The organism is Bacillus sp. KNSH39 (genome assembly GCF_052656585.1).
In genome coordinates, this window is sequence record NZ_JBQXYO010000001.1 from 2,070,018 (window position 1) to 2,091,996 (window position 21,979).

A 21,979-nucleotide genomic window follows, 5' to 3' on the forward strand; every position below is an offset into this window, starting at 1 on the left:
CAAAAAATTCAAGATCTTTTTTGGGATATAATACATTATTTGTAATGAACCTTAACAAAAGCTTTTTATCTGATTTTCTGTGATACCTTCAATTAATCCCAGTTCACTAATCAAAAATTCATATGCGTTATCTAACATCTTCTTTTCGCTTGCATTAAGTGCTTTTTCTTTCTGTATACGCATTAAATCACGCACAACTTCAGCACCTTCTTGCATTTTACCCGTCTTTATTTTATCAGTGTTCAATTTATACCTTTGTTTCCACGTAAGTAATCTATCTGATTCCCCATGTTGAAAAATATCCATTATGTGTGCTAATGCGGTTATATCCGTAACTGGACGTATATTCGAATTCAATATTCTCCCTGCTGGAATCATTAGTTCCATATTACTAGCTGACATTTTTATAACATAATACTGTTGTTTTTCTCCTGAGATTTCCTTCTCTTCTATGGCTTTAATTATACCTGCTCCCTGCATTGGATAAACAATGTTATCGCCAATTTGAAACAAATAATCCACCTCCATATATGGTAACCTTCTCAAGCTTAACATACTTTTAGTTTTTTAGCAAAATTTTTATTTTATCATAAAATTATTTTACACGTCAACACTTCAGAAGCAAGAAATTAAATTTACACAATAAACTATAAAAATCGCAATTCCATTAACGGTTCCACACACATTCATTCTCTTTTAATACAAAAACACATCACTACATTTAAGTAGTGATGTGTTTTTGTTAAGGCATAAATAAAGATCTACTTTTCCGTCTATATACTAACTTGCTTACTAACCGTTTCCCTCGCTAAAAGAAAACTCATAATCACTTGCGCTGCTACTCTACTCGTCATATCTCTGAAATCAAGAGTTGGATCAATCTCTACTATATCCATCCCTTGAACGAGCGGTTCTTTACCAAGGAATTCAATCGCATCTAGTAAAGTCGTACTATCCATTCCACCAGGCCCAATTGCTGGACAACCTGGTGCAAACGCTTGGTCTAGCACATCCATATCAAGAGAAATATAAATAGAAGTCACACCTTGATTTCTTAATAATTCAATACTTTCCGTGATAATATCTTTTATTTCTCGCTCTCGTACGTCTTTCATTGTATACACTGTTACACCATGCTCTATTGCATATTCATGGTACGCACGTGCATTAGAAAAATTACGAATTCCAATTTGAACAAGTTGTTTCCCTGTAATGACATCATTTTCTAGTAAACTACGGAATGGTGTACCATTTGACGGGCCTCCATCATCTAAATTACGTAAATCATGATGAGCATCAAATTGAATAATCCCGACCTTTCCTTTACTGTTTGCAAAGCCTGTTATACTCGGAAAACTAATCGAGTGGTCACCACCAAGAACGATTGGTATCATGTTCGGATTTACTTTCGTTACATGACCAACTGTTTTCGCAATTCGGTTATGACTTTCTTTTATATCCGTCACATGCATCGTAATATCGCCGCAATCATATAAGACACTTTCTTTCATATCGTGTTCTTCTGTAATTGCATATGTGCTGTATGCATCTAACATCGCACGAATTGTCTTTGGAGCAAAACTCGCTCCTGAATGACTAATAGATGGTTTAGAAAGGGGTGCTCCAATTAAGGCAGCACCGAATATTTCTACACCTTCCTCCCAATCTTTAATCATCTCACTCCATTTTGTCACTTCACGATCAATAAACTTTGCGTTTTTCTTTAAATAGTGGCCGTGCTCCACGATTGTTCACCTCTTGTATATGCAATATTACCATTCTTCCATACTGTATTCACATGACTTACGCCGTAATGATACGGTACGTAAGCATAATTGTAAGCATCCCATAAAACTAAATCTGCCTTACGACCAACTCTAATTTTCCCAGCTACATCACCACGGTTAATGGCATATGATGAGTTAACCGTTACGGCATTCCAAACTTCTTCTGGTGTCATTTTCAGTTTTAGCATCGCAATGCTCATAATAAGCTGAATATTTTCAGTTGGACAGCTACCTGGGTTAAAGTCTGTAGCTAACGCAACTGCAACACCTTCATCAATCATTTTACGACCACGAGCAAAGCTTTCTTTATTTAAATAGAAAGTTGTTCCTGGTAATAATGTTGCTACTGTATTCGAGTTTGCAAGCATTTCAATCCCTTTATCAGAAGCGCCAACTAGATGGTCTGCTGATGCTGCACCGATTTCTGCCGCTGCTTCCGCACCACCAAGAGGGTCGATTTCATCTGCATGAATTTTCACATCAAAGCCAAGCTCTTTCGCTTTTAATAAAAATTCTTTTGATTCTTCTACTGAGAACACACCTGTTTCACAGAAAATATCAACGAATTCCGCCAATTGTTTCTCTTTCATTTCTGGTAATAGGTCTAACATCCATTGTAAAAATTCTTTCGATCTACCTTTATATTCTTTCGGAACTGCATGAGCACCTAAAAATGTGGAAACTAAATCGATTGAATGCTCTTTTTGTAATTGTGCAGTTGCCTCTAATTGTTTCCATTCCGTCTCATCATCTAATCCGTAACCACTCTTCGCTTCTACAGTTGTAACGCCGAAAGATAGCATACGGTCTAAATGGAATTTCGCTTTTTGAACAAGTTCTTCTTTCGACGCCTGTTTCGTTGCATTTACAGTTGAAAGAATACCTCCGCCTTGTTCTAAAATTTCTAAGTACGGAACTCCTTGTAATTTTAGCGCAATTTCATTTTCACGAGATCCACCAAATACAAGATGGGTATGCGGATCAACAAGACCAGGAGAAACCATTTTCCCCCCGCAATCAATAACTTCTTTCGCTTGTAATCCTTTCGCTTCTTCCGCTGTTCCAACGAAAGTGATTACACCATTTTCAATTCCAACCGCACCGTTTTCGATAACAGGAAGCGTGTTCATCGCTTCTCGTCTTAACAAGCCATCTTCTTGATCCATTGTTAGTAATTGACCGATATTTATTAGTAAAGTGTCCAGCATGTTTTCTCCTCCTTATTTCATCATTGGAATGTTAACGCCTTTTTCTTTCGCAGTTTCCACAGCTAAGTCATATCCAGCATCCACGTGACGAACAACACCCATACCAGGGTCAGAAGTTAATACGCGCTCAATACGTTTTGCTGCTGCTTCTGTTCCATCTGCAACAATAACCATTCCAGCGTGAAGTGAATAACCCATACCAACGCCACCACCGTGGTGAACAGATACCCAGCTCGCACCGTTTACACTATTAATTAATGCATTTAAAATTGGCCAGTCAGCTACTGCATCACTACCGTCTTTCATCGCTTCTGTTTCACGGTTTGGAGATGCTACTGATCCGCAATCTAAATGGTCACGACCAATAACAATCGGTGCTGATAATTCACCATTTGCAACCATTTCATTAATGATGCGACCAAATTTCGCACGCTCACCGTAACCTAACCAACAAATACGTGATGGAAGTCCTTGGAACTCAACTTGTTGACGTGCCATACGAATCCAGTTACATAAATGTTCATTATCAGCGAACTCACGTAAAATTACTTCGTCTGTTTTATAAATATCTTCTGGATCACCAGAAAGTGCTACCCAGCGGAATGGCCCTTTTCCTTCACAGAATAATGGACGAATAAATGCTGGAACGAATCCTGGGAAATCGAAAGCATTTTTCAAACCTTCATCGAAAGCAACTTGGCGAATGTTATTTCCATAATCAAATGTAATTGCACCTTTTTCTTGCATCGCAAGCATCGCTTCCACATGTTTTGTCATACTTTCTTTTGATAATTGTACGTAACGTTCTGGATCTTTTTCACGAAGTTTCGCTGCTTCTTCTAATGTGTAACCTACTGGAATATAACCGTTTAATGGATCATGAGCAGATGTTTGATCTGTAACTAAATCTGGCGTAATATCACGCTTCACTAGTTCTGGTAAAATCTCTGCCGCATTTCCTAGCAAGCCAATTGAAATTGGTTCTTTCTTCTCTTTATACTCGTTCGCAACAGTTAATGCTTCTTCTAATGATTCTGTATACATGTCACAATATCTCTTTTCAATACGACGATCGATGCTACGCTTATCAACATCAATAGCAATGACAACACCGCCGTTCATCGTTACAGCAAGAGGTTGTGCACCACCCATACCACCTAAACCAGCAGTAAGTGTTAATGTACCTTTTAATGAACCGTCGAAATGTTGACGAGCTGCTTCACCAAATGTTTCATATGTTCCTTGTAGAATCCCTTGTGTTCCAATGTAAATCCAGCTACCAGCTGTCATTTGTCCGTACATCATAAGACCTTTTTTCTCTAGTTCTCGGAAGTGATCCCAGTTTGCCCATTTTGGTACTAAGTTTGAGTTCGCTAACAGAACGCGAGGTGCATCTTCATGTGATTTAAAAATGGCAACTGGTTTTCCTGATTGAACAAGTAACGTTTCATCGCTTTCTAACGTTTTTAATGAATCTACAATCGCCTGATAGCTTTCCCAGTTACGAGCTGCACGGCCAATTCCGCCATACACAACTAATTCTTCTGGTTTTTCAGCAACTTCCGGATCTAAATTGTTCATTAGCATACGAAGTGCAGCTTCTTGCACCCACCCTTTCGTTTGTAACTCTGTACCTCTTGGCGCGCGAATTGTTTGTTGTACTTTTTCCATTTCAATCTCTCCCTTTTCTCATTTTATAGTGCTGCGTTTACATCCAATCTTTCTTTTATCGAATAATTCGTTTTTAACCAATGTGCAATATTTTCAATATCCGTTGAGAAGATGCGATCATTTGTAATAGATGGTACTTGCTGACGCCCTTGATGGTAGAAGCTCTTCGTCACTGTACTCATGTTTTCAATTCCACGATATTCTGCCGCTTGCATCGCACAAATCATTTCAATTGAAAGAACACGTCTTACATTTTGAATAATTTGATGTGCATGACGTGAAGCGATTGTTCCCATACTTACGTGATCTTCTTGGTTAGCTGATGACGGGATTGAATCAACACTCGCTGGATGTGCTAACGTTTTATTTTCAGAAACTAGTGACGCTGCAGCATATTGCATAATCATTGCACCAGACTGAAGTCCTGGTTCTGGACTTAAAAATGGCGGTAAATCGTTTAACTGCGGATTTACTAAACGCTCAATACGACGCTCTGAAATGTTTGCAAGTTCCGCCATTCCTACTTTTAAGAAGTCCATCGCAAATGCAATCGGTTGACCATGGAAATTACCACCTGAAATTACTTTTTCCCCGCCATCAAAGATTAGCGGATTATCTGTTGCGGCATTCATTTCAATTTCTAATTTTTCTTTCACATAATTCAAAACTTGCCAAGAAGCACCGTGTACTTGCGGGATACAACGAAGTGAATAGGCATCCTGTACACGTAGTTCTCCTTGTTTTGTTGTTAACTTACTATCATGAAGAATGTCACGAATTCTGCTTGCTACATCCACTTGCTCTTTATAGCCACGTGCTTTATGAACATTTTCATCAAATGCATCAATAATGCCTTGTAACCCTTCAATTGTCATCGAAGCAATTAGTTCAGCTTGATACGCCGTTGCTTCTGCTTCTATATAAGAAAGAACTCCTTGTGCTGTCATCGCCTGCGTACCATTAATTAACGCAAGACCTTCTTTCGCTTCAAGTTCAATTGGCTCAAGCCCTTCTTCTGTAAGAGCAACCATTGCATGAACGCGTTTCCCTTTATAGAACACTTCACCTTCGCCTAATAATACGAGCGCAAGATGAGATAAAGGTGCTAAATCTCCACTTGCACCAAGTGAACCTTGTTGCGGAACGACTGGATGAATTTTACGATTTACAAACTCAAGAAGCATATTTACAACAAGCGGCCTTACGCCTGATACTCCTTTAAGCATCGTGTTCGCTCGTAAAATTAACATTCCGCGCGATACTTCTTCCGGGAATGGATCACCTATCCCACATGCATGTGACTGAATTAAATTATGTTGAAGTGCCTTTACATCATCTTTTTGGATAAGCACATCACTAAACTTTCCAAATCCAGTTGTAATACCGTAAACGACTTTTCCGTCCTCTACAATTTTCTCAACTACTTCGCGGCACTCCGCTACCTTTTGCATACTAGTTGGACAAGCTGTTACACCTTCTCCTTCCAGTAATAACCTCTTCATTTCTTCAACTGTCAATGTATGTCCTGTTAACGTAATCATCATTTTTCCTCCTTAAAAAGGCAAAAGGGGACCTTATCTTTTTAAGACAGACTTCTGTCCTAAAAAAGTAAGGCCCCCTTCTAACTAATAGACTATGGGCAAATCATATGTGATTAATTCCTAAACCAATCGCCTCATGCTCAGATCCTTTTACAGGTGCACCAATCGTTCCATATAATGCAACAGCAACCCATTCGCCTTCTTTTTTCCCGTCGTATGGTGTACCGCGCACAATCGCAAAACGAAGTCCTACTGTACGAAGAACGTCTGCTAACTGAATTTGACCTCTCGTCACTCCGTACAAAGCTTCCATAATTGCATGATAAAGTGCATGTGTTTCTCTGTAAACGTCTGTTTCAATAACTTGGTTGCTTTTAGCCGCTGTTTCCATTGCTGCGACAACCTTTTGCGAATTCATCGAACCCACTTTCCCCGTACAATACTTCCAACCTTTTGGAATGGATAATACAGGACTTTCATTCTCATCCGCAAGTGCCAACAGCATGGCCATACGACCAATTCGATGTGTTCCTTGAAGAAGCATGTGACTCTCTCATTTCTTTTGAATTATTTGAATATTACTTAATTTAAGAATATATGAAAACGGTTAAATCGTCAATAGTTTAAAATCATATTCAAACATTTTTTTCATCCCCCTAATTTTGTGTACACAAATGATTTACACAAAATTTCCAGACGTGCTATAGTCTCACTAACAGATGCAAAGGGGCGAAATTTCAGTGACAAAACGAAAAGATATTCATTTTCGAATTGAAGAGAAATTACTTGAAAGGTTTGAATCAGCACTCCATTACGAAGGTTTAAAGAAAACAGATGTATTAACACATGCAATCCAACAATTTTGCACAAAGGTGGAATGTGACAAAATGAATGATGTAAAACGACAATATAACGTTAGCAACCATTTACAAACACGCATCGACACACATACACATTACGAAGAAAAACACGTAGATTTAGATAAGATCGTCATTGAACATTTACACCTTCAAGGGGATGAAAACATATTAGAGGTTGGGTGCGCTAGTGGAAAATTCCTTTCCCTTTTACAAACAAATGGTCATAAAGGCCCATTAACCGGGTTTGATCAATCCGAAGCTATGCTTGCTGAAGCTGCTAAAATAAATAACTTAATAGAATGGAAACGAGGGGACGCTAGTAAACTTCCTTTCGAAACAAATTGTTATGACCTAATAATTGCAAGACATATGTTATACCATGTGAAAGATGTTGAAAAAACAATTCAAGGCTTTTATAAAGTCATTCGTTCTGGCGGAACACTTTTAGCTACAACAAATTCTAAAGTTTCATTACCTCGTATAGTTGAAATGTGTAACAACATGCTTGACGCATTTGATCTACCGAAAACATCACCAGCAGTCTCTCCATTTTGTTTAGAAAATGGTAAAGAGATAGTAGCATCTGCTTTTCCAACGGTTGAAGAAACAGTTATTCATAATGCGCTCGTTTTTCATCATGCTACCCCAATAGTAAACTATATTTCCAGCATGTTTCCATCGTTAAATATACCCGATAATATGTATCTTCAAGCCGAGATGAAAGAATGGCTAACAGAAGAAATCAACAAGGAATTATCGCTCCATAACGGTATATGGCGCGATCCAAAAACGTTAGTAATTTATCGGTGTAAAAAAGCTAGCATTTGCTAGCTTTTACACGTTTTCTCGTAAAAGTTTCTCCATTACTACATTGCCTTTACCACAATAAAAATCTGTATTATGTTCGTCTGCCACTCCAAAATAAGAGGCAATCGCTATTCCAAATGGTACAAATGCATGCCCTTGTGCTGTAATGATATTTGAGTGTTGCACAACTTCTTCATACACGAAATTTTCTACTGGAAAACAATCGAATTTTTGATAATCTATAGTCGCAGTATAAGAAATCCCTTTAAATAACCCTGCTTTTGCTAGCGCATACGGTCCAGCACAAATTGCCGCCACTAATTTTTCTTGTTCGTGAAATTGACGAATGACTGAAAAAAGAGATTTCGCATCTTTCAACTGTACTTCTTCTCCACCTGGAATAAGTACCCCCTCATACTCATCTACACGTACTTCACTTACTTCTATATGTGGTTGCACTTGCAAACCTGTTTCACTTATAATCAATTCTTTTGTTAAGCCCGCTGTAATGATTTCAAATTTATTTTTCAGCAACGCCGTCGCTACTGTTATTTCAAACTCCGCAAATGTTGGGTATACAAATAAAAGTATTTTTTTCATAGCCCTCTCTCCTTTAACCAGTCCATAAAATATACCTCTAAATCGTCAACTGTTAATCTATTTGTGTCCACATAAGTTACAGGAAATTGTTTATACCAGTCTTTTTCAGTTTCTGCTAATTTAAATTGCTCCTCAAATGTACTTCTGTTTCTTGTTCTATCATTATTTTTTCTATCATATACATTCTTTTTCGTAACATCTAAGTAAAAAATCACATCCGAACGGCATTCTCTTAATTTATATAATTCATCTTTCAATTCAGTTTCTATATCCCACTCTTCTCCTATAATCGTTGGATAAAAGAGTGTAAAAAACTCAATGTCTTCTGGTCCGCGATCAAAAATTACGACTGAATCTTTCACATTTTGAAACTCCTTTATTTTTGCTTCCATAAACATTTTTTGATTCATAATAAACCCTACTTTTGAATTCATATCTAAATTCAATTTTTTTCGCTTCTCTACAATTGGATATGGATTTTCATATATAACTCGAAACCCTCTCTTTTCTAACCTTTTTGCTAATGTTGTTTTTCCGCTAGCCATCGGCCCTTGCAGTGAAATTACGTATGTCACACCTCTCATTCCCTTACACTTTAGTACACCTATAATATACAGAATCTTGAAAACTCTCAACATTATATATATCATCTTGTTTCTTATTCTTATCTAACTTATAATGAAAAATAGAGATTATGACGGACGCATCAATAATGTAAGCTTGGAAATCCAAGCTTACATTATTTTTTGCTTTCCCTTTTCTAATAAAAAGAGTATACTAGATTAGAACGTATGTTCTTAATAATTACATACAGTAAGGAGATAGAACAATGGTATACGACACAAAAGCAATTTCTTGGAATGAATCTTTAAAACAACTTCAACGCCGCTATACAAACAAACAAGTTGACCGAAAAGAATTTGAGGATATTGAACTGATGGAATTCTTCCGCGATAACGACTACATTTCTTTACCTACACACATAAGCGGCCTATCAAAAACACGTTTTACTTCTTACTCTATTTTCACAACTGAAGATAAAGATCGTAAAGTTGGCACATTAATCATTGAATATGTAGAAGATGATAATAATAATTTACATGTGGAACAACTATACTTTGTTTAAATGATAACGCTTGGTCAAAATGACCAAGCGTTCTTGCTTTCTATGAATCTCACTGTATATAATATGAATAAAAGAAAACCGCTATCATTAAGGGGGGATATGCTTGCTCGAAGGATGGTTCAGTTGGTTCATTGTATTATGGACGGTTATTTTATTAGGGCTTATGTCTATCGGTGGATACTTTATGTTCAGAAAATTTTTAAAACGTTTACCAAAAGAAGACGGCATGTCCATTTTGGATTGGGAAGAACACTACATAAATAAAACGAGACATTTATGGGCTGACGAACAAAAACAATTGTTAGAAGAGCTTGTAAGTCCTGTTCCAGAACTATTTCGCGATGTTGCAAAATCAAAGATTGCTGGAAAAATCGGGGAACTTGCATTACAAGAAAATGCCTCTCAAATTACACAAGACTTAATTATTAAAGGATATATCATTGCCACACCAAAGCGTGATCATAAATTTTTAATTAAAAAACTACAAGAAAAAAAGATTGATTATTCTAACTATCGATCTTTACTCGCAAAGTAACTTCATATTATTTTCGATAAAAAAGACAGCGCCTTTGACGCTGTCTTTTTATTTGGTACATATACAGTTTTTAAGTTAGCTTCATATCTTTTTCATTATAAAAACCATCTTCTTTTTCCATTTCCTTTTGTAATTTCGTAAAGGAACGGTACATGGCAATTCTCCATGACACAATCATCGCGAACGCCAGTAAGAAGAACATGCCACTAAGTTGTCCTAAATCAAGAGATTGGCTTAAGTATGTTTTAAATACAATCCGCACGACAAGTAATCCAATTAATATAAAAACAAAGGCTTTTGAACGCTTCAAATAAATCTCTTGTCCTCTAATTTCAAATTTAGATGTTTTAATAAGAAAAATAGAGAAAAACAAACCGACGCCAATTGCTTCTAACATTTCCGCTGGAGTTAATCGAAATTCAGGAAAAACATACATCAATGCTCCCGTGCTCATAAAAAATGGCGGAAGTATAATTTTTTTCAATGTTGCAGGTTTCTTAGCTGCTTTTAAACGAATAAACATCGCACCGACAGCCATACAAACAGCAACGATACTTGATAAAAGAACTATGTTCATATTTTCTCATCCTTTTTTGTGGCTATATGCAAAATATACTTTCATTATATGCTTTTCCGTTAGTATTTCCAACATTTTCGCAGAATAATACTAAAAACCGGTAAAACCACCAAATAAACTTGAGAAATATACGATAATTTTCGTCATCCAGTTAAAGTATAGGAAGACCCCCATAACAATCATAATATATCCTCCGACTTTCATGAAGGCCATACTATTTCTTTTAATCCAAGACATTTTCGTAATAAAGAATGACAGTACGAAAAACGGGATAGCAAATCCAAGTATGTAAGCAATCATGTAAATCATTGCTGATTCTGGGTTTGTTGCTGCTAATCCAATTACCGACACTAGAATTGGTCCGGTACATGGCGTCCACCCTGCTGCAAAGGCTAATCCAATTAGTACTGATCCAAAATAGCCACTTGGACGATTTTTAAATGTAAATTTACGGTCTTGCATTAAAAATTTCGGCTTAAACACCCCGACAATAATTAAGCCGAACACGATGATAAATATACCACCTAACTGTCTGATTAAATCTTTATAGTCAGTAAAGATTCCTCCAATAAAACTTGTACCAAATCCAATTGCAATAAATATAATTGAAAATCCAAGTAAGAAAAACGCTGTATGTATCATACTTCTTTTGCGAAGCATTGCATTTTCTTCTTTCAATTCAGAAACCGACATACCTGTTATGTACGATAAAAATGCCGGATAAAGCGGTAAGCAACATGGGGAAATAAATGATAAGAACCCGGCGCCAAACGCTAAAAAAATACTAATATCTTGCATCATTCCACTCCTCTCCCTAAATATTGTAACAAAAACACATAAAAATACTATGAACAATTCGTGAAATCACTTTTACAACGTGGCAATAAGAAAAAAGTACTTCCTCACAGTTTCTAATAAAACGTTTTCATTTCCTTCTATTATATAGAAAAAACTCAAATGGATTATGAAACTCCTTTAATTGTCATTACCATAACAAAGGTAACATAGTTTCTCAAATAATTAGCACGTTACTAGTACGTCTATATACATATTGGTTTAAAAAATATTTTTTTCAAATGCTGGCTCTATACAATGCAAAGTTGATTTTATAATACTTCTACTATTAATAATTTCAAGATTATGCATAAATATCATACTTTTATTATTATTCTATAAAATGTCATACTTTTCTTTCATTTGACCCTTTATTTCTAATTTTGTATACTTCCCTCTAGTTATATATTTTCGATACGGAACAACTTCATATAGATGGGAGGAATTTTTCATGCTTCGTTATTCTCTTTTAGTTTTATTAGGAGCGTGTAGTTATGGAATTTTAGCTATTTTTGTTAAGCTTGCATATGCAGAAGGATTTTCACTTGGAGAGGTAATTGGCAGCCAATATTTGTTCGGTTGGATTATTTTGCTTGCTATTACACTTCTATTTTCTAGACATCGCGTTCCTTTAAAGCAAGCATTACTTTTATTCGTTGCAGGAACATCTGCAAGTTTTACCGGAATTTTTTATTATGCTTCATTAAAAACTGTACCAGCTTCTATTGCAATTATTCTTTTATTCCAATTTGTTTGGGTCGGAATTATCATTGAAGCAGTCGCAACAAAAACATTACCTTCAAGAGAAAAAGTTATTTCTGTTATTTTCTTACTTGTAGGGACATTTTTATCAAGTGGTTTACTTGAACAATCAGCAGGTGCTTTCGATACGACTGGGATCATTTTAGGTTTATTATCTGCTGTTACATTCGCAACATACATTTTCGTGAGCGGAAAAGTTGCTGTTGAAGTACCTTCATTACCGCGCGGTGTTCTCTTAATGACTGGTGCTTTAACTTTAGTCATGATTGTATTCCCACCAACATTTATTTTTAATGGTGCCATTTCTCAAGGTCTTTGGAAATACGGTTTAGGATTAGGAACATTTAGTATCGTAATTCCATCTATTGCCTTTACAATCGGTATTCCAAAAATCGGTTCTGGCTTAGCAACTATTCTTGGTGCAGCGGAACTACCAGTTACAACAATTATGTCCGTATTCGTTTTAAAAGAGGCTGTACTATCTTCACAATGGTTCGGTGTATCACTTATTTTAATCGGGATTGCAATCCCGCAAATTGCATACGCAATGCGTGGACGTTATCGTAAACATCATACGCATAAAAAAGTCGCAGCATAAAGTGAAACTTTAATTAGTTGAACCAATCGGACTGCCCATTAATACGGGATAAACGAGAGAGGATTTTCATTTGAGAATCCTCTCTTTTATTGTTGTATACTTATGATAAATATTTTGCTGAAGAAAGAAGGCATACTACATGGTATCTATTTCAAATCAACTAAAAGAAAAACTTATTTCCATCCGTCGACATTTACATGAGTATCCAGAACTATCATATGAAGAGTTCGAAACAACAAAAGCAATAAAAAATTGGTTAGAAGAAAAAAACATTACTATCATTGACTCCAATTTAGAAACAGGAATTATCGCTGAAGTGTCTGGTAATAAAAACGGGCCAATTGTAGCAGTTCGTGCTGATATTGATGCCCTTCCTATTCAAGAAGAAACACATTTGTCCTATGCATCTAAAGTACGAGGGAAAATGCATGCTTGTGGACACGATTTTCATACAGCTGCCATTTTAGGTACTGCTTTCTTATTAAAAGAAAGAGAATCTTCCCTAAATGGAACGGTTCGCTTCATATTCCAACCAGCTGAAGAAAGTAGTAATGGCGCTTGCAAAGTTATTGATGCTGGACATTTACGTAATGTGCAAGCGATTTTCGGCATGCATAATAAACCTGATTTACCAGTAGGTACAATTGGCATTAAAGATGGTCCACTGATGGCTGGAGTTGATCGATTTGAAATTGAAATTCACGGAGTTGGTACACACGCGGCTGTACCAGATGCTGGCGTAGATCCTATTGTCGCATCCTCTCAAATTGTGATGGCACTGCAAACAATTGTAAGCCGAAATATAAGTTCATCTCATAATGCAGTTGTTAGTGTTACAAATATTCACGCAGGAAATACGTGGAACGTGATTCCTGAAAAAGCTACGTTAGAAGGAACGATTCGCACGTTCCAAGCTGAAACACGTGAAAAGATTCCAGCACTCATGGAGCGTATTATTAAAGGTGTATCTGATGCATTAGGTGTAAAAACGAAATTCCGTTTTTATTCAGGTCCTCCTGCTGTTCACAACGATAAAGCTCTTACAGACTTATCTACTCAAGTTGCCACAAAGATGAATCTTAATATCATCTCGCCTAGTCTATCAATGGCTGGAGAAGATTTCTCATTTTACCAACAGGAAATACCAGGTTCATTCGTCTTTATGGGAACGAGCGGTACACATGAATGGCATCATCCTGCTTTTACAATTAATGAAGAGGCACTGCCTATAAGTGCAGAATACTTTGCTTTACTAGCCGAAAGAGCACTTAAACAATTCTCATAAAAAAAAGCCGTTCAAAGTGCATCTCAGCACCCTGAACGGCTTTTCTTATTAAGTTAAATCACGTTTTAAAAACACAGTATATGAAATACATAAAAATACGAACAAATAAAGTAGCAACATACATGATGCAAACGGGAATGTTACTCCATCAATAAAACTTCCGTTCTTTGAAATACTATATAAATCTGTGTTTGCTGGCAATAAATATTTCGCCCAGTTATATCTAGTGGCTGCTAATAACGCAATATTGCCTGATAAAGCAAGGAATAGTGAAATACCAATTGCACCTCCACTAGATCTCGTTAACACAGAAATCATAAATGCAAACGATGCGTACACAACCGTTGGTAACCACGATAAAACATAATATTTACTTGCTTCTACAAAAATGTTTTGTTTTATTATATTTCCATCTTGGAAAATAAACTCACTCCATGCAGGCTGTTGGAATTTATAAATAACAAGTCCACATAAAGCGGAGAAGATCATATTAAATATAAATAATAAAGCTGCAAATATAACGATTGCTAAAAATTTTGCTGTTAAAATTTTAAAGCGACTCGCTGGTCGTATCGTTAAAAATTTATATGTTCCCCAGCTATATTCATTCGCAAAAATTGTACTTGCATACACGAGGATAAATGGGAGCAAAATTGGAAATACGATAAAACCTGTATCTCTCATGAAAGAAAGTGGAGAACTGCTTGCCGGTGCTGTATCCGTATCTAAATGCTTCATCTTAAGCTGGTATTCTTTTACAAGCTCATCCCCTGATTTTTCTGCTAAAATAGCTTCTTTTTTCATGCCAAGCTTTTTCTCAATTTCTACAGTTCGTTCTGTATAATCTACTTTCCATCCTTTTGTTTCCGGTTCAAAATACTTTACCGTAACCCATCCTAATCCGATTATTAATACTGCAATAACTGCAAATGGAATAATCGTTCGCTTCCGCTTAAATATTTTATACAGTTCGTTATATACTAAATTAAACAATATCTTTTCCCCCTGTTAATTCTAAAAATTGCTCTTCTAACGTTTTTCTTTCTTCATATACACGATACACTTGAATATTTTTCTCAAGCAATGTACGAATAACATTTGGGATTTCTTCATCTTTTACATTAATAAGTAATTCATTATCTTTTACTAAAACATCATGCCCTAATATTTCTGCTGCTTTATTCGCATCATCTACACGTATACGGATCGTCTCCATCTCTTCGCTTTGGCTATGCTGAATATTTTGCGTAGCCACATATTCCCCGTGCTGAATAATGATAACTCTGTCACACATTAATTCAACTTCTGAAAGTAAGTGACTTGATACAAGTACAGCTTTTCCTTGTTCATGTGCAATTTTTTTTATGTACATTCTCATTTCATGTATTCCACTAGGGTCTAATCCATTTGTCGGTTCATCTAGTATCAACACGTCTGGATCGTGAATAAGTGCCTGAGCGATTCCTAAACGTTGTCTCATGCCGAGTGAATACGCTTTTACTTTGCGATCAATTACTTGTCCCATCCCTAACAATTTCACTACTTCATCGATACGTTCTTCGGTCACATTACCATTCATTCGTCCGAAATATGTTAAATTTTCATAGCCGCTCAAAAAAGGATAAAATTCAGGTGTCTCAATTACCGCTCCAATTTTCGCAGCTGTTTTTTCGAATTGCTGTTTCACAGATTGACCATCAATCCATACTTCACCTTCTGTCATACGGATCATACCAACCATCATTCTCATTAAAGTCGTTTTTCCAGCACCGTTTGGTCCGAGTAAACCGACAACCTCGCCTTTTTTCACTTCAAAACTAATATTTTGTACAAGTGTCTTTGATCCGATTCGCTTCGTTAACCGATCGACTTTTACAATTGATTGTTCATTTGTCATTCTATACAACCTTTCCTTCCCATTCTTTGTCAGGTCTTTTCACTGTAACATGATTATTTTTATGTGTAAAATGGAAAAAGGCATGATTTCTCATGCCTTTTTCTTGAAATGCAACGAATTTTTATCTTGTAAACTTTGAACAAATCGAAAACATTGCACCATCGATAATAGAAGGATAACAATCATAATTATACTCACTACTACTATTGCATATATTGTAATCGGTGCACTATTTATCCCTTGTATTCCTGCTATTCTTATAAAGATAATCGTAAATAATTTTAAAAATAACATCCCATTAACTAATCCAAAAACAAACGCTGCTCCATAAATGAATAATTGCTCCTGACATAATAAACATAGTACTTCTTTTCTTTTTATATTTTCTGCTACATAAGATGTAAACTCCTCTCTCCTCACTAGCAAAAGGGAGTACATCATTTTATATGTAGTAAAAATACATATGAAAATTAGTACAATAAACAGTGTGTAAAAATACATTTGAAATACAAATGCATCCCCTACTTTCAAAATAGCTCCTTCATTAAATTGTAACGATATCATAAAAAACAAAATCATAATACTCATAGCAATCCACATAAATTGCTTCATCCTTTTGGTAGCAAATGTTCTAATATTTTTTCTCGCTAACCGACATAAAGACATAAAATTCTTCCCCTACCTTATTACATACGCATTCTATACTACTAGTGTATAAAAATATGACATTTTAAACATCGCACTACAATCGGAATTTCTTCTAAGTCTTTAGTCCTAGAAAACGAAATGATAAAAAATCACATTTAGAATATAATTGTAAAAAGGAGGAGATTGCATGCGTATAAAATTACTATCAATCTTGTTTTTATTATTACTCACAAGTTGTAGCCAAATAAAAAACAATGAAGTTGCCATTGTTGAGCCATACAAATTAACAAAAGAGCAAGCTTCTATTTTACAAATGACTCCTTTTCAAGAAGGAAATAGCATGTTTTATAACGTTACGCTTAAAAATGATAAAGATGAAATAAATGCTACAATTGATTATTATAACAATGGTAAAAAAACAAAAGAAATTGCTAATATAGCTACCTCACATTTTTCAAAAAAGAAAGTAAAGCTTTCTTTTTTACCACCACATTTCCAATTCGATAAAGATATACAAGAAAAAAGGCAGTGGTATATGAATATTGAAGGTGCTTCAACGCTTGTTCATGAAGAAGCACCACCAAGCGTAAATAGCTCCGCAACTACTACAATCCAATCTATAAAAAATTTAAAATACAATCAAAAAACAATTTTAGCTGCTGTAATCCAAACAAGTAAAGAAACTGTAAGCGTCCCTACAATTGACGAAGACAAAGGTATTGATTTACTCTTAAAAGAAAATGAACACGTTTATCTATTTAGTATCGAGCTAAAAAAAGAACAATAAAGCGGAAATGCAACTTAAGTTGCACTTCCGCTTTATTGTTTAACAAGGTGTACTTTTATAAATCTGAATTAACTTCATTTTCTGTTACTACTATTACTCATCTTCTACTTCTATTCTTTTCTTCTCTCTTGCAATTTTTAAAAACTCTAGCAACTCTGGATTACTATTCATTTTTTTGTAAGCCACTGACATTTCTGCCACAAAATTAGAATCATATAATTCTTTATATACAACTTCTGTTTTATATAACTTATTTGCCGATACGGGTATTACTGTAATTCCAATCCCTGCCGCTACAAGCCCCATAACTGTTTGATACTCTGTTGCTTCTTGTACAATACGTGGACTAAATCCAACTTCTCTGCAAAGAGATAAAATTGTATCATACAAAGCTGGCCATACTGGTCTCGTAATAAATACAAACGGCTCATCTCGTAAATCTTCTATATGTATTTCATCTTTCTCTGCAAGTGGATGTGCCTTTGGTAAACATAAGGTACAAGATAACCTTTGAATTGGCTCTAATTCTAATAATTGTGTTGGAATTGGTGGACGTAAAAAGCCAATATCAATACGATTATCATGAAGTGCATGAACTTGATCTGGTGTTGACAATTCATGTAATGCAACAGACACTCTCGGAAATTTCTTTCTATATTCCCTAACAATTGATGGTAAAATATCATATATCGCCGCACCTACAAAACCAATTGAAAGTGATCCTACTTCTCCCCTTTGCGCACTTTGTGCAACTTCTACTGCTTTTTCAATTTGTTCAAACGCTTTTTTTACTTCTTTTAAAAACATTTCTCCTGCTTCTGTTAGTTCAACCTTTCTTTTCGTTCTTGAAAATAATGTAACTCCCATTTCTTTTTCTAATTGCTGTATTTGTTGACTAAGTGGTGGTTGTGTCATTTGTAAACGAGCAGCTGCCCGTCCAAAGTGTAACTCTTCTGCCACAACAACAAAATATTGCAAATGCCGTAATTCCATTTTTGGACACCCTTTTCACTTTCGATTAATACGTCTAATATATTAATAACATATAATTTATATATTAGACAAATATTTTGAATGAACGTATAGTAGAAATTGTTAATTCTTTTTTACAATTTTTATGTAAAAAAAGAAAGAGGTGGTTACTGTATGAAATGGTGGAAGTTAAGCGGACAAATTTTGTTACTATTTTGTTTCGCTTGGACAGGTGAATGGATTGCAAAACAGGCACACCTCCCAGTTCCAGGAAGTATAATCGGTATTTTTTTATTATTAATTTCGTTAAAATTTAACCTAGTTAAGAAAGAATGGATACAGGACGGAGCAGATTTTTTATTAAAAGAACTTATTTTATTTTTCATCCCTTCTGCAGTCGCTGTCATACGTTACAGAGATACACTAACACAATATGGAATCGATCTCATTTTAATTATTATGATTAGCACTCTTTGCGTTACCTTAGTTACAGGACTTTTAACAGAATTGCTACTAAAGCGGAAAGGATCAACGCAATGATCGGATTTCTTTGTTTACTATTAACACTATTCACATATTGGATATCAAAAAAAATGTACCAACGTTGGAATTGGAGTCTACTTTCTCCTCTTCTCGTCTGTCCCATTATTTTAATTGCTTTATTGCTCGGATTAGATACACCTTATGAAACATATGAATCTGGTGGTCACTGGTTAACTGAATTATTAAAGCCCGCAACAGTTGCTTTTGCATGGCCAATCTATAAATATTTTGATTTATTAAAGAAACATGGAATGGCTATCTTACTTAATGTCATTGTCGGTTCGTTTTTATCAGTCATTACTTCAGCACTACTAGCAAATTATTTTCAAATTGATTCATCACTAGAACATAGTTTAGCGCCACATATCGTAACAACACCAATCGCAATGGCTATTTCAGAAATGATTGGTGGTATGTCACAATTAACTGCTGTATTTGTCGTTTTAACTGCCTTAACAGGAGCATTGCTCGGTCCTTCTCTCATACGTATTTGCCGTATTAAAACAGCAATCGCAAAAGGTATTATGTTAGGAACGAGCGCAAATGGAACCGGTACATCAAAAGCATTCGAAATCGGTCCTGTGGAAGGAACAATTGCAAGTTTATCCATGCTTTTAACAGCAGGCGCTAGTTTAGTGATCGTTCCGCTTTTCTTGTCTTGGATACATTAAAGAAGCAAGTATTTACATACTTGCTTCTTTATCTATATATTGGCACAGCAATTCATAATCCTCTGGAAAAGCTAAACACAATTGTTCAACTTCATGTATCCCTTTCCAAGCAATTTCATGTATTAACTCATCAGGATCTTGGATTTTCATATTACCGCCTATTTGTTTAACAAAATAATAATGGACATACACTGGAACACCGTATGTAATACCCTCTTTTTCATATATTTTATTTACCACTTCCACATTGTAACCTGTTTCTTCCCAAACTTCCCTGATACAACATTCTTCTATTGTCTCTCCCTTTTCAAGTCCTCCACTTGGGACAGACCATCTTTTTTCTTCTCCCTCTTTGCCCTGCAGTACCATTAAAACTTCATTTCTTTCATTTACACATACCGCTGCACTACCTATCCATCTCTCCATAAACATCCCTCCCCTACTAAAATTCGCCCTCTTTTTTATTTTCCCCTTGAAAAAAAGAGGAAAATAATAAAACAATGACGAAAAATTACATCAACTTCATAGACAATCCTTTTTTAGAAATTAAAACTGGAAGGATGAAAATATGATTTCTAATTATGTTGTGGAATGTGTCTTTTGTGAAGAAAATCGAAAGGCTCGCCAAGCTATTGTCACAGTTCCCGCGACTACTCAGCTACTAGCCATTGAAAAAGTGCGTGCGGAATGCAAACGTCGCTTCGGAAAAACTGTATTATTACAAACAGAAATTAAAGAAAAAATTGTTTTTGAACAAAAAGAAAGCCGACCATAAATTGGTCAGCTTTCTTATCCGATCATATTTTCACATGAAGATTAGGGGCATCCTCTTTAAGGATCGGGATTTTCCCATTATGTACGTTCCATAATGGTCATCGAACAATATATTTCTATGCAATTAACTATTGAATAGAATAGGGCAAAACTTGTTCGCATTTTTAGAAAAGGGATAGGGATATAATTCAAGTAGTACTTCGAATACTCGAACTTTACACTCATAATATTAAAACAAATCCTTTTATATGGGAAATATGAATTACCTACATAATTCATTCGTAAAATATATTAATAGTTTGCTATATTAATTTTATCCCGCTATTTGTAAGCAGTAACCCCCTACTTATTATAATTTCACCTTACTCTATCAATAGCATACATCCAGCTAAAACCGGTGTCATAATCATCGAAAACCTCAAAAGCATTCGCGGTGCATAATTTGTAAACTTCGCGCCAATATATGCCCCTAACATGGTCCCAATTAATACTTGCAATAACAATATATAATCTAAATATCCTTCCGAACTATATCCTAGACCGCCTCCAATTGCAATCGGTAATATAACAAGCATTGTTGTCCCTACAGATTGCTGAATCGTTAATCCCAATAGAACCATTAATCCAAGCTGAATAAACGGTGCAGAACCAATCCCAAATGAACCAGCCATCATTCCAGTAACTAATCCAAGGCATATACATTTCAACAAGTAGTTCATGGAAAACTCTTTATGCTTATATAAAGATGACTGTTCTTTGTTTTGGAACATAATTAATTTAATAAACATAAAAATTGCCGATAAAAATAACATCCCAGCTGTAAACCAATGAAGAAGATGTGCTGGTATAAGTGAACCAAATTTAGAACCAATATAAGAGCCAATTGCGCCAAATCCCCCAACAATCCCGCCTATAATAAGTGCTACATTACCTTCACGGTAATGACTGACAACACCTGATAATGTCGTAAACGCCATTGCAGTTAAAGATGTTGCAAGAGCAACATGAATAGGAATATGAAATACTAAAGTGAGTATCGCGATAATAAACCCAGCTCCTCCAGCTCCAACAAATCCTAATAAAATACCCATTACTAACATTGTTATAATAATTGCCACAGACTTTCCCTCCAGTAACACAATTATCCATCATATTTATCCTTACATACAAATAAAAAGCACCCTAGATGGATGCTTTTTATTTCAATGATATGTACTTAATCTTGATTAATCAAAATAACCGCTGGACCAGCTACTACTACTCCAGCTACTTCTATTTTTTCAAATTCCTTTACTGTAATAGATATAACTCCTTCTCTTTCCATCAATTCTTTACTCAGGACATCAGTCGGGATTGCTTTCACCGTCTTACCTCCTTTTCATTTATACAATATGATAAAGTGAAACTTTCATCAGTGGGGTTTTTGTCCGTACTTATTGATTATTAACCCTCACCAATCGGGCGAATAATCGCCCAATGCATCTATATATATGCAT

Annotated in this window: 26 protein-coding genes and 1 pseudogene; 9 read left to right on the forward strand and 18 right to left on the reverse strand. The window is 35.5% G+C overall.

The features are described from left to right. Positions 1-51: 51 nt before the first annotated feature. From ACUL40_RS10425 to hutP, 6 genes are all read right to left on the reverse strand, one after another. Complete coding sequence (locus tag ACUL40_RS10425) at positions 52-513, reverse strand: CarD family transcriptional regulator (RefSeq protein WP_170317877.1); 462 nt, start codon at positions 511-513, stop codon at positions 52-54. Between the two features lie 260 nt (positions 514-773). Next, positions 774-1,745, reverse strand: coding sequence for a formimidoylglutamase (gene hutG / locus ACUL40_RS10430; RefSeq protein ID WP_000399838.1), 972 nt, complete (start codon positions 1,743-1,745; stop codon positions 774-776). Beyond that, complete coding sequence (hutI, locus tag ACUL40_RS10435) at positions 1,724-2,995, reverse strand: imidazolonepropionase (protein WP_000887531.1); 1,272 nt, start codon at positions 2,993-2,995, stop codon at positions 1,724-1,726. The genes hutG and hutI overlap by 22 nt, the downstream gene beginning before the upstream one ends. Before the next feature lie 12 nt (positions 2,996-3,007). After that, positions 3,008-4,666 carry a urocanate hydratase gene (hutU, locus tag ACUL40_RS10440; RefSeq protein ID WP_000416944.1) on the reverse strand — a complete coding sequence of 553 codons (1,659 nt, stop codon included), beginning with the start codon at positions 4,664-4,666 and terminating at the stop codon, positions 3,008-3,010. 23 nt (positions 4,667-4,689) lie between these two features. Further along, positions 4,690-6,207: a histidine ammonia-lyase gene (gene hutH, locus ACUL40_RS10445; RefSeq protein ID WP_000631874.1), complete on the reverse strand. Its 1,518-nt coding sequence runs from the start codon at positions 6,205-6,207 to the stop codon at positions 4,690-4,692. Between the two features lie 103 nt (positions 6,208-6,310). Next, positions 6,311-6,751 carry a hut operon transcriptional regulator HutP gene (gene hutP / locus ACUL40_RS10450; RefSeq protein ID WP_000926516.1) on the reverse strand — a complete coding sequence of 147 codons (441 nt, stop codon included), beginning with the start codon at positions 6,749-6,751 and terminating at the stop codon, positions 6,311-6,313. Positions 6,752-6,947: 196 nt separating this feature from the next. Here hutP and ACUL40_RS10455 point away from each other — a divergent pair, with 196 nt between their 5' ends. Beyond that, positions 6,948-7,898: a class I SAM-dependent methyltransferase gene (locus ACUL40_RS10455; RefSeq protein WP_000166759.1), complete on the forward strand. Its 951-nt coding sequence runs from the start codon at positions 6,948-6,950 to the stop codon at positions 7,896-7,898. A gap of 3 nt (positions 7,899-7,901) precedes the next feature. Here the strand turns inward: ACUL40_RS10455 and ACUL40_RS10460 are convergent, their stop codons facing one another. Together ACUL40_RS10460 and ACUL40_RS10465 are read right to left on the reverse strand one after the other, a co-directional pair. Next, a complete protein-coding gene (locus ACUL40_RS10460) occupies positions 7,902-8,474 on the reverse strand; it encodes a DJ-1/PfpI family protein (protein WP_000722200.1) in 573 nt (190 codons plus the stop codon). Next, entirely contained in the window at positions 8,471-9,058 is a 588-nt protein-coding gene (locus ACUL40_RS10465; RefSeq protein WP_002041639.1) for an AAA family ATPase, read from the reverse strand. The genes ACUL40_RS10460 and ACUL40_RS10465 overlap by 4 nt, the downstream gene beginning before the upstream one ends. A gap of 245 nt (positions 9,059-9,303) precedes the next feature. Here ACUL40_RS10465 and ACUL40_RS10470 point away from each other — a divergent pair, with 245 nt between their 5' ends. Beyond that, entirely contained in the window at positions 9,304-9,600 is a 297-nt protein-coding gene (locus tag ACUL40_RS10470; protein ID WP_000262401.1) for a hypothetical protein, read from the forward strand. Between the two features lie 103 nt (positions 9,601-9,703). After that, on the forward strand, positions 9,704-10,135 hold the full coding sequence (locus ACUL40_RS10475; protein WP_000889373.1) for a DUF2621 domain-containing protein: 432 nt from the start codon (positions 9,704-9,706) through the stop codon (positions 10,133-10,135). A 70-nt stretch (positions 10,136-10,205) separates the two neighbouring features. On the opposite strand, the gene ACUL40_RS10480 is transcribed toward ACUL40_RS10475, so the two are convergent. The 3 genes and pseudogenes from ACUL40_RS10480 to ACUL40_RS10490 all read right to left on the reverse strand — a co-directional run bounded on the left by ACUL40_RS10480 (position 10,206) and on the right by ACUL40_RS10490 (position 11,675). Further along, the gene (locus ACUL40_RS10480; protein ID WP_001028439.1) at positions 10,206-10,712 is read right to left on the reverse strand and encodes a CcdC family protein; all 507 of its coding nucleotides are present in this window, start codon (positions 10,710-10,712) and stop codon (positions 10,206-10,208) included. A 90-nt stretch (positions 10,713-10,802) separates the two neighbouring features. Further along, entirely contained in the window at positions 10,803-11,510 is a 708-nt protein-coding gene (ccdA, locus tag ACUL40_RS10485) for a cytochrome c-type biogenesis protein CcdA (RefSeq protein WP_001152676.1), read from the reverse strand. 16 nt (positions 11,511-11,526) lie between these two features. Beyond that, positions 11,527-11,675: pseudogene (locus tag ACUL40_RS10490) on the reverse strand (peptidase T). A 322-nt stretch (positions 11,676-11,997) separates the two neighbouring features. On the opposite strand from ACUL40_RS10490, the gene ACUL40_RS10495 reads away from it, so the two are divergent. Next, complete coding sequence (locus tag ACUL40_RS10495) at positions 11,998-12,906, forward strand: EamA family transporter (protein WP_000947043.1); 909 nt, start codon at positions 11,998-12,000, stop codon at positions 12,904-12,906. 139 nt (positions 12,907-13,045) lie between these two features. After that, complete coding sequence (locus ACUL40_RS10500) at positions 13,046-14,191, forward strand: M20 peptidase aminoacylase family protein (RefSeq protein WP_000253675.1); 1,146 nt, start codon at positions 13,046-13,048, stop codon at positions 14,189-14,191. A gap of 48 nt (positions 14,192-14,239) precedes the next feature. Here the strand turns inward: ACUL40_RS10500 and ACUL40_RS10505 are convergent, their stop codons facing one another. The 3 genes from ACUL40_RS10505 to ACUL40_RS10515 form a co-directional block, all read right to left on the reverse strand. Then, positions 14,240-15,184 carry an ABC transporter permease gene (locus ACUL40_RS10505; protein ID WP_000482759.1) on the reverse strand — a complete coding sequence of 315 codons (945 nt, stop codon included), beginning with the start codon at positions 15,182-15,184 and terminating at the stop codon, positions 14,240-14,242. Continuing rightward, positions 15,177-16,088 (reverse strand): ABC transporter ATP-binding protein, encoded by a 912-nt coding sequence (locus ACUL40_RS10510; RefSeq protein WP_000180622.1) that lies wholly within the window; start codon positions 16,086-16,088, stop codon positions 15,177-15,179. Before ACUL40_RS10510 ends, ACUL40_RS10505 begins: the two co-directional genes overlap by 8 nt. A gap of 90 nt (positions 16,089-16,178) precedes the next feature. Further along, positions 16,179-16,754 (reverse strand): ABC transporter permease, encoded by a 576-nt coding sequence (locus ACUL40_RS10515; protein ID WP_000050617.1) that lies wholly within the window; start codon positions 16,752-16,754, stop codon positions 16,179-16,181. Positions 16,755-16,923: 169 nt separating this feature from the next. Here ACUL40_RS10515 and ACUL40_RS10520 point away from each other — a divergent pair, with 169 nt between their 5' ends. Continuing rightward, positions 16,924-17,523, forward strand: coding sequence for a hypothetical protein (locus ACUL40_RS10520; protein ID WP_001220617.1), 600 nt, complete (start codon positions 16,924-16,926; stop codon positions 17,521-17,523). A 93-nt stretch (positions 17,524-17,616) separates the two neighbouring features. On the opposite strand, the gene alsR is transcribed toward ACUL40_RS10520, so the two are convergent. Beyond that, positions 17,617-18,516: an acetoin biosynthesis transcriptional regulator AlsR gene (alsR, locus tag ACUL40_RS10525; RefSeq protein WP_000423234.1), complete on the reverse strand. Its 900-nt coding sequence runs from the start codon at positions 18,514-18,516 to the stop codon at positions 17,617-17,619. 153 nt (positions 18,517-18,669) lie between these two features. Here alsR and ACUL40_RS10530 point away from each other — a divergent pair, with 153 nt between their 5' ends. Beyond that, positions 18,670-19,035, forward strand: a complete 366-nt coding sequence (locus ACUL40_RS10530) for a CidA/LrgA family holin-like protein (RefSeq protein WP_000872365.1) — start codon at positions 18,670-18,672, stop codon at positions 19,033-19,035. Further along, positions 19,032-19,709 (forward strand): LrgB family protein, encoded by a 678-nt coding sequence (locus ACUL40_RS10535; protein WP_000578954.1) that lies wholly within the window; start codon positions 19,032-19,034, stop codon positions 19,707-19,709. The genes ACUL40_RS10530 and ACUL40_RS10535 overlap by 4 nt, the downstream gene beginning before the upstream one ends. 12 nt (positions 19,710-19,721) lie before the next feature. On the opposite strand, the gene ACUL40_RS10540 is transcribed toward ACUL40_RS10535, so the two are convergent. Then, a complete protein-coding gene (locus ACUL40_RS10540) occupies positions 19,722-20,135 on the reverse strand; it encodes an NUDIX hydrolase (protein WP_000442980.1) in 414 nt (137 codons plus the stop codon). A gap of 142 nt (positions 20,136-20,277) precedes the next feature. Between ACUL40_RS10540 and ACUL40_RS10545 the strand changes: the two genes are divergently transcribed. Then, a complete protein-coding gene (locus ACUL40_RS10545) occupies positions 20,278-20,484 on the forward strand; it encodes a DUF3903 domain-containing protein (RefSeq protein WP_000625222.1) in 207 nt (68 codons plus the stop codon). Between the two features lie 361 nt (positions 20,485-20,845). On the opposite strand, the gene ACUL40_RS10550 is transcribed toward ACUL40_RS10545, so the two are convergent. Continuing rightward, complete coding sequence (locus ACUL40_RS10550) at positions 20,846-21,601, reverse strand: sulfite exporter TauE/SafE family protein (protein ID WP_059303518.1); 756 nt, start codon at positions 21,599-21,601, stop codon at positions 20,846-20,848. A 98-nt stretch (positions 21,602-21,699) separates the two neighbouring features. Then, a complete protein-coding gene (locus tag ACUL40_RS10555) occupies positions 21,700-21,846 on the reverse strand; it encodes a BC1881 family protein (RefSeq protein ID WP_000644411.1) in 147 nt (48 codons plus the stop codon). Positions 21,847-21,979 lie beyond the last annotated feature (133 nt).

Excerpts from the sequence above, each read along its gene's own strand:
- hutI (WP_000887531.1), bottom strand. The coding sequence starts at position 2,995 with ATGCTGGACACTTTACTAATAAATATCGGTCAATTACTAACAATGGAT.
- hutU (WP_000416944.1), bottom strand. The coding sequence starts at position 4,666 with ATGGAAAAAGTACAACAAACAATTCGCGCGCCAAGAGGTACAGAGTTA.
- hutH (WP_000631874.1), bottom strand. The coding sequence starts at position 6,207 with ATGATTACGTTAACAGGACATACATTGACAGTTGAAGAAATGAAGAGG.
- hutP (WP_000926516.1), bottom strand. The coding sequence starts at position 6,751 with ATGCTTCTTCAAGGAACACATCGAATTGGTCGTATGGCCATGCTGTTG.
- ACUL40_RS10460 (WP_000722200.1), bottom strand. The coding sequence starts at position 8,474 with ATGAAAAAAATACTTTTATTTGTATACCCAACATTTGCGGAGTTTGAA.
- ACUL40_RS10465 (WP_002041639.1), bottom strand. The coding sequence starts at position 9,058 with ATGAGAGGTGTGACATACGTAATTTCACTGCAAGGGCCGATGGCTAGC.
- ACUL40_RS10470 (WP_000262401.1), top strand. The coding sequence starts at position 9,304 with ATGGTATACGACACAAAAGCAATTTCTTGGAATGAATCTTTAAAACAA.
- ACUL40_RS10480 (WP_001028439.1), bottom strand. The coding sequence starts at position 10,712 with ATGAACATAGTTCTTTTATCAAGTATCGTTGCTGTTTGTATGGCTGTC.
- ccdA (WP_001152676.1), bottom strand. The coding sequence starts at position 11,510 with ATGCAAGATATTAGTATTTTTTTAGCGTTTGGCGCCGGGTTCTTATCA.
- ACUL40_RS10495 (WP_000947043.1), top strand. The coding sequence starts at position 11,998 with ATGCTTCGTTATTCTCTTTTAGTTTTATTAGGAGCGTGTAGTTATGGA.
- ACUL40_RS10500 (WP_000253675.1), top strand. The coding sequence starts at position 13,046 with ATGGTATCTATTTCAAATCAACTAAAAGAAAAACTTATTTCCATCCGT.
- ACUL40_RS10510 (WP_000180622.1), bottom strand. The coding sequence starts at position 16,088 with ATGACAAATGAACAATCAATTGTAAAAGTCGATCGGTTAACGAAGCGA.
- ACUL40_RS10515 (WP_000050617.1), bottom strand. The coding sequence starts at position 16,754 with ATGTCTTTATGTCGGTTAGCGAGAAAAAATATTAGAACATTTGCTACC.
- ACUL40_RS10520 (WP_001220617.1), top strand. The coding sequence starts at position 16,924 with ATGCGTATAAAATTACTATCAATCTTGTTTTTATTATTACTCACAAGT.
- alsR (WP_000423234.1), bottom strand. The coding sequence starts at position 18,516 with ATGGAATTACGGCATTTGCAATATTTTGTTGTTGTGGCAGAAGAGTTA.
- ACUL40_RS10530 (WP_000872365.1), top strand. The coding sequence starts at position 18,670 with ATGAAATGGTGGAAGTTAAGCGGACAAATTTTGTTACTATTTTGTTTC.
- ACUL40_RS10535 (WP_000578954.1), top strand. The coding sequence starts at position 19,032 with ATGATCGGATTTCTTTGTTTACTATTAACACTATTCACATATTGGATA.
- ACUL40_RS10540 (WP_000442980.1), bottom strand. The coding sequence starts at position 20,135 with ATGGAGAGATGGATAGGTAGTGCAGCGGTATGTGTAAATGAAAGAAAT.
- ACUL40_RS10545 (WP_000625222.1), top strand. The coding sequence starts at position 20,278 with ATGATTTCTAATTATGTTGTGGAATGTGTCTTTTGTGAAGAAAATCGA.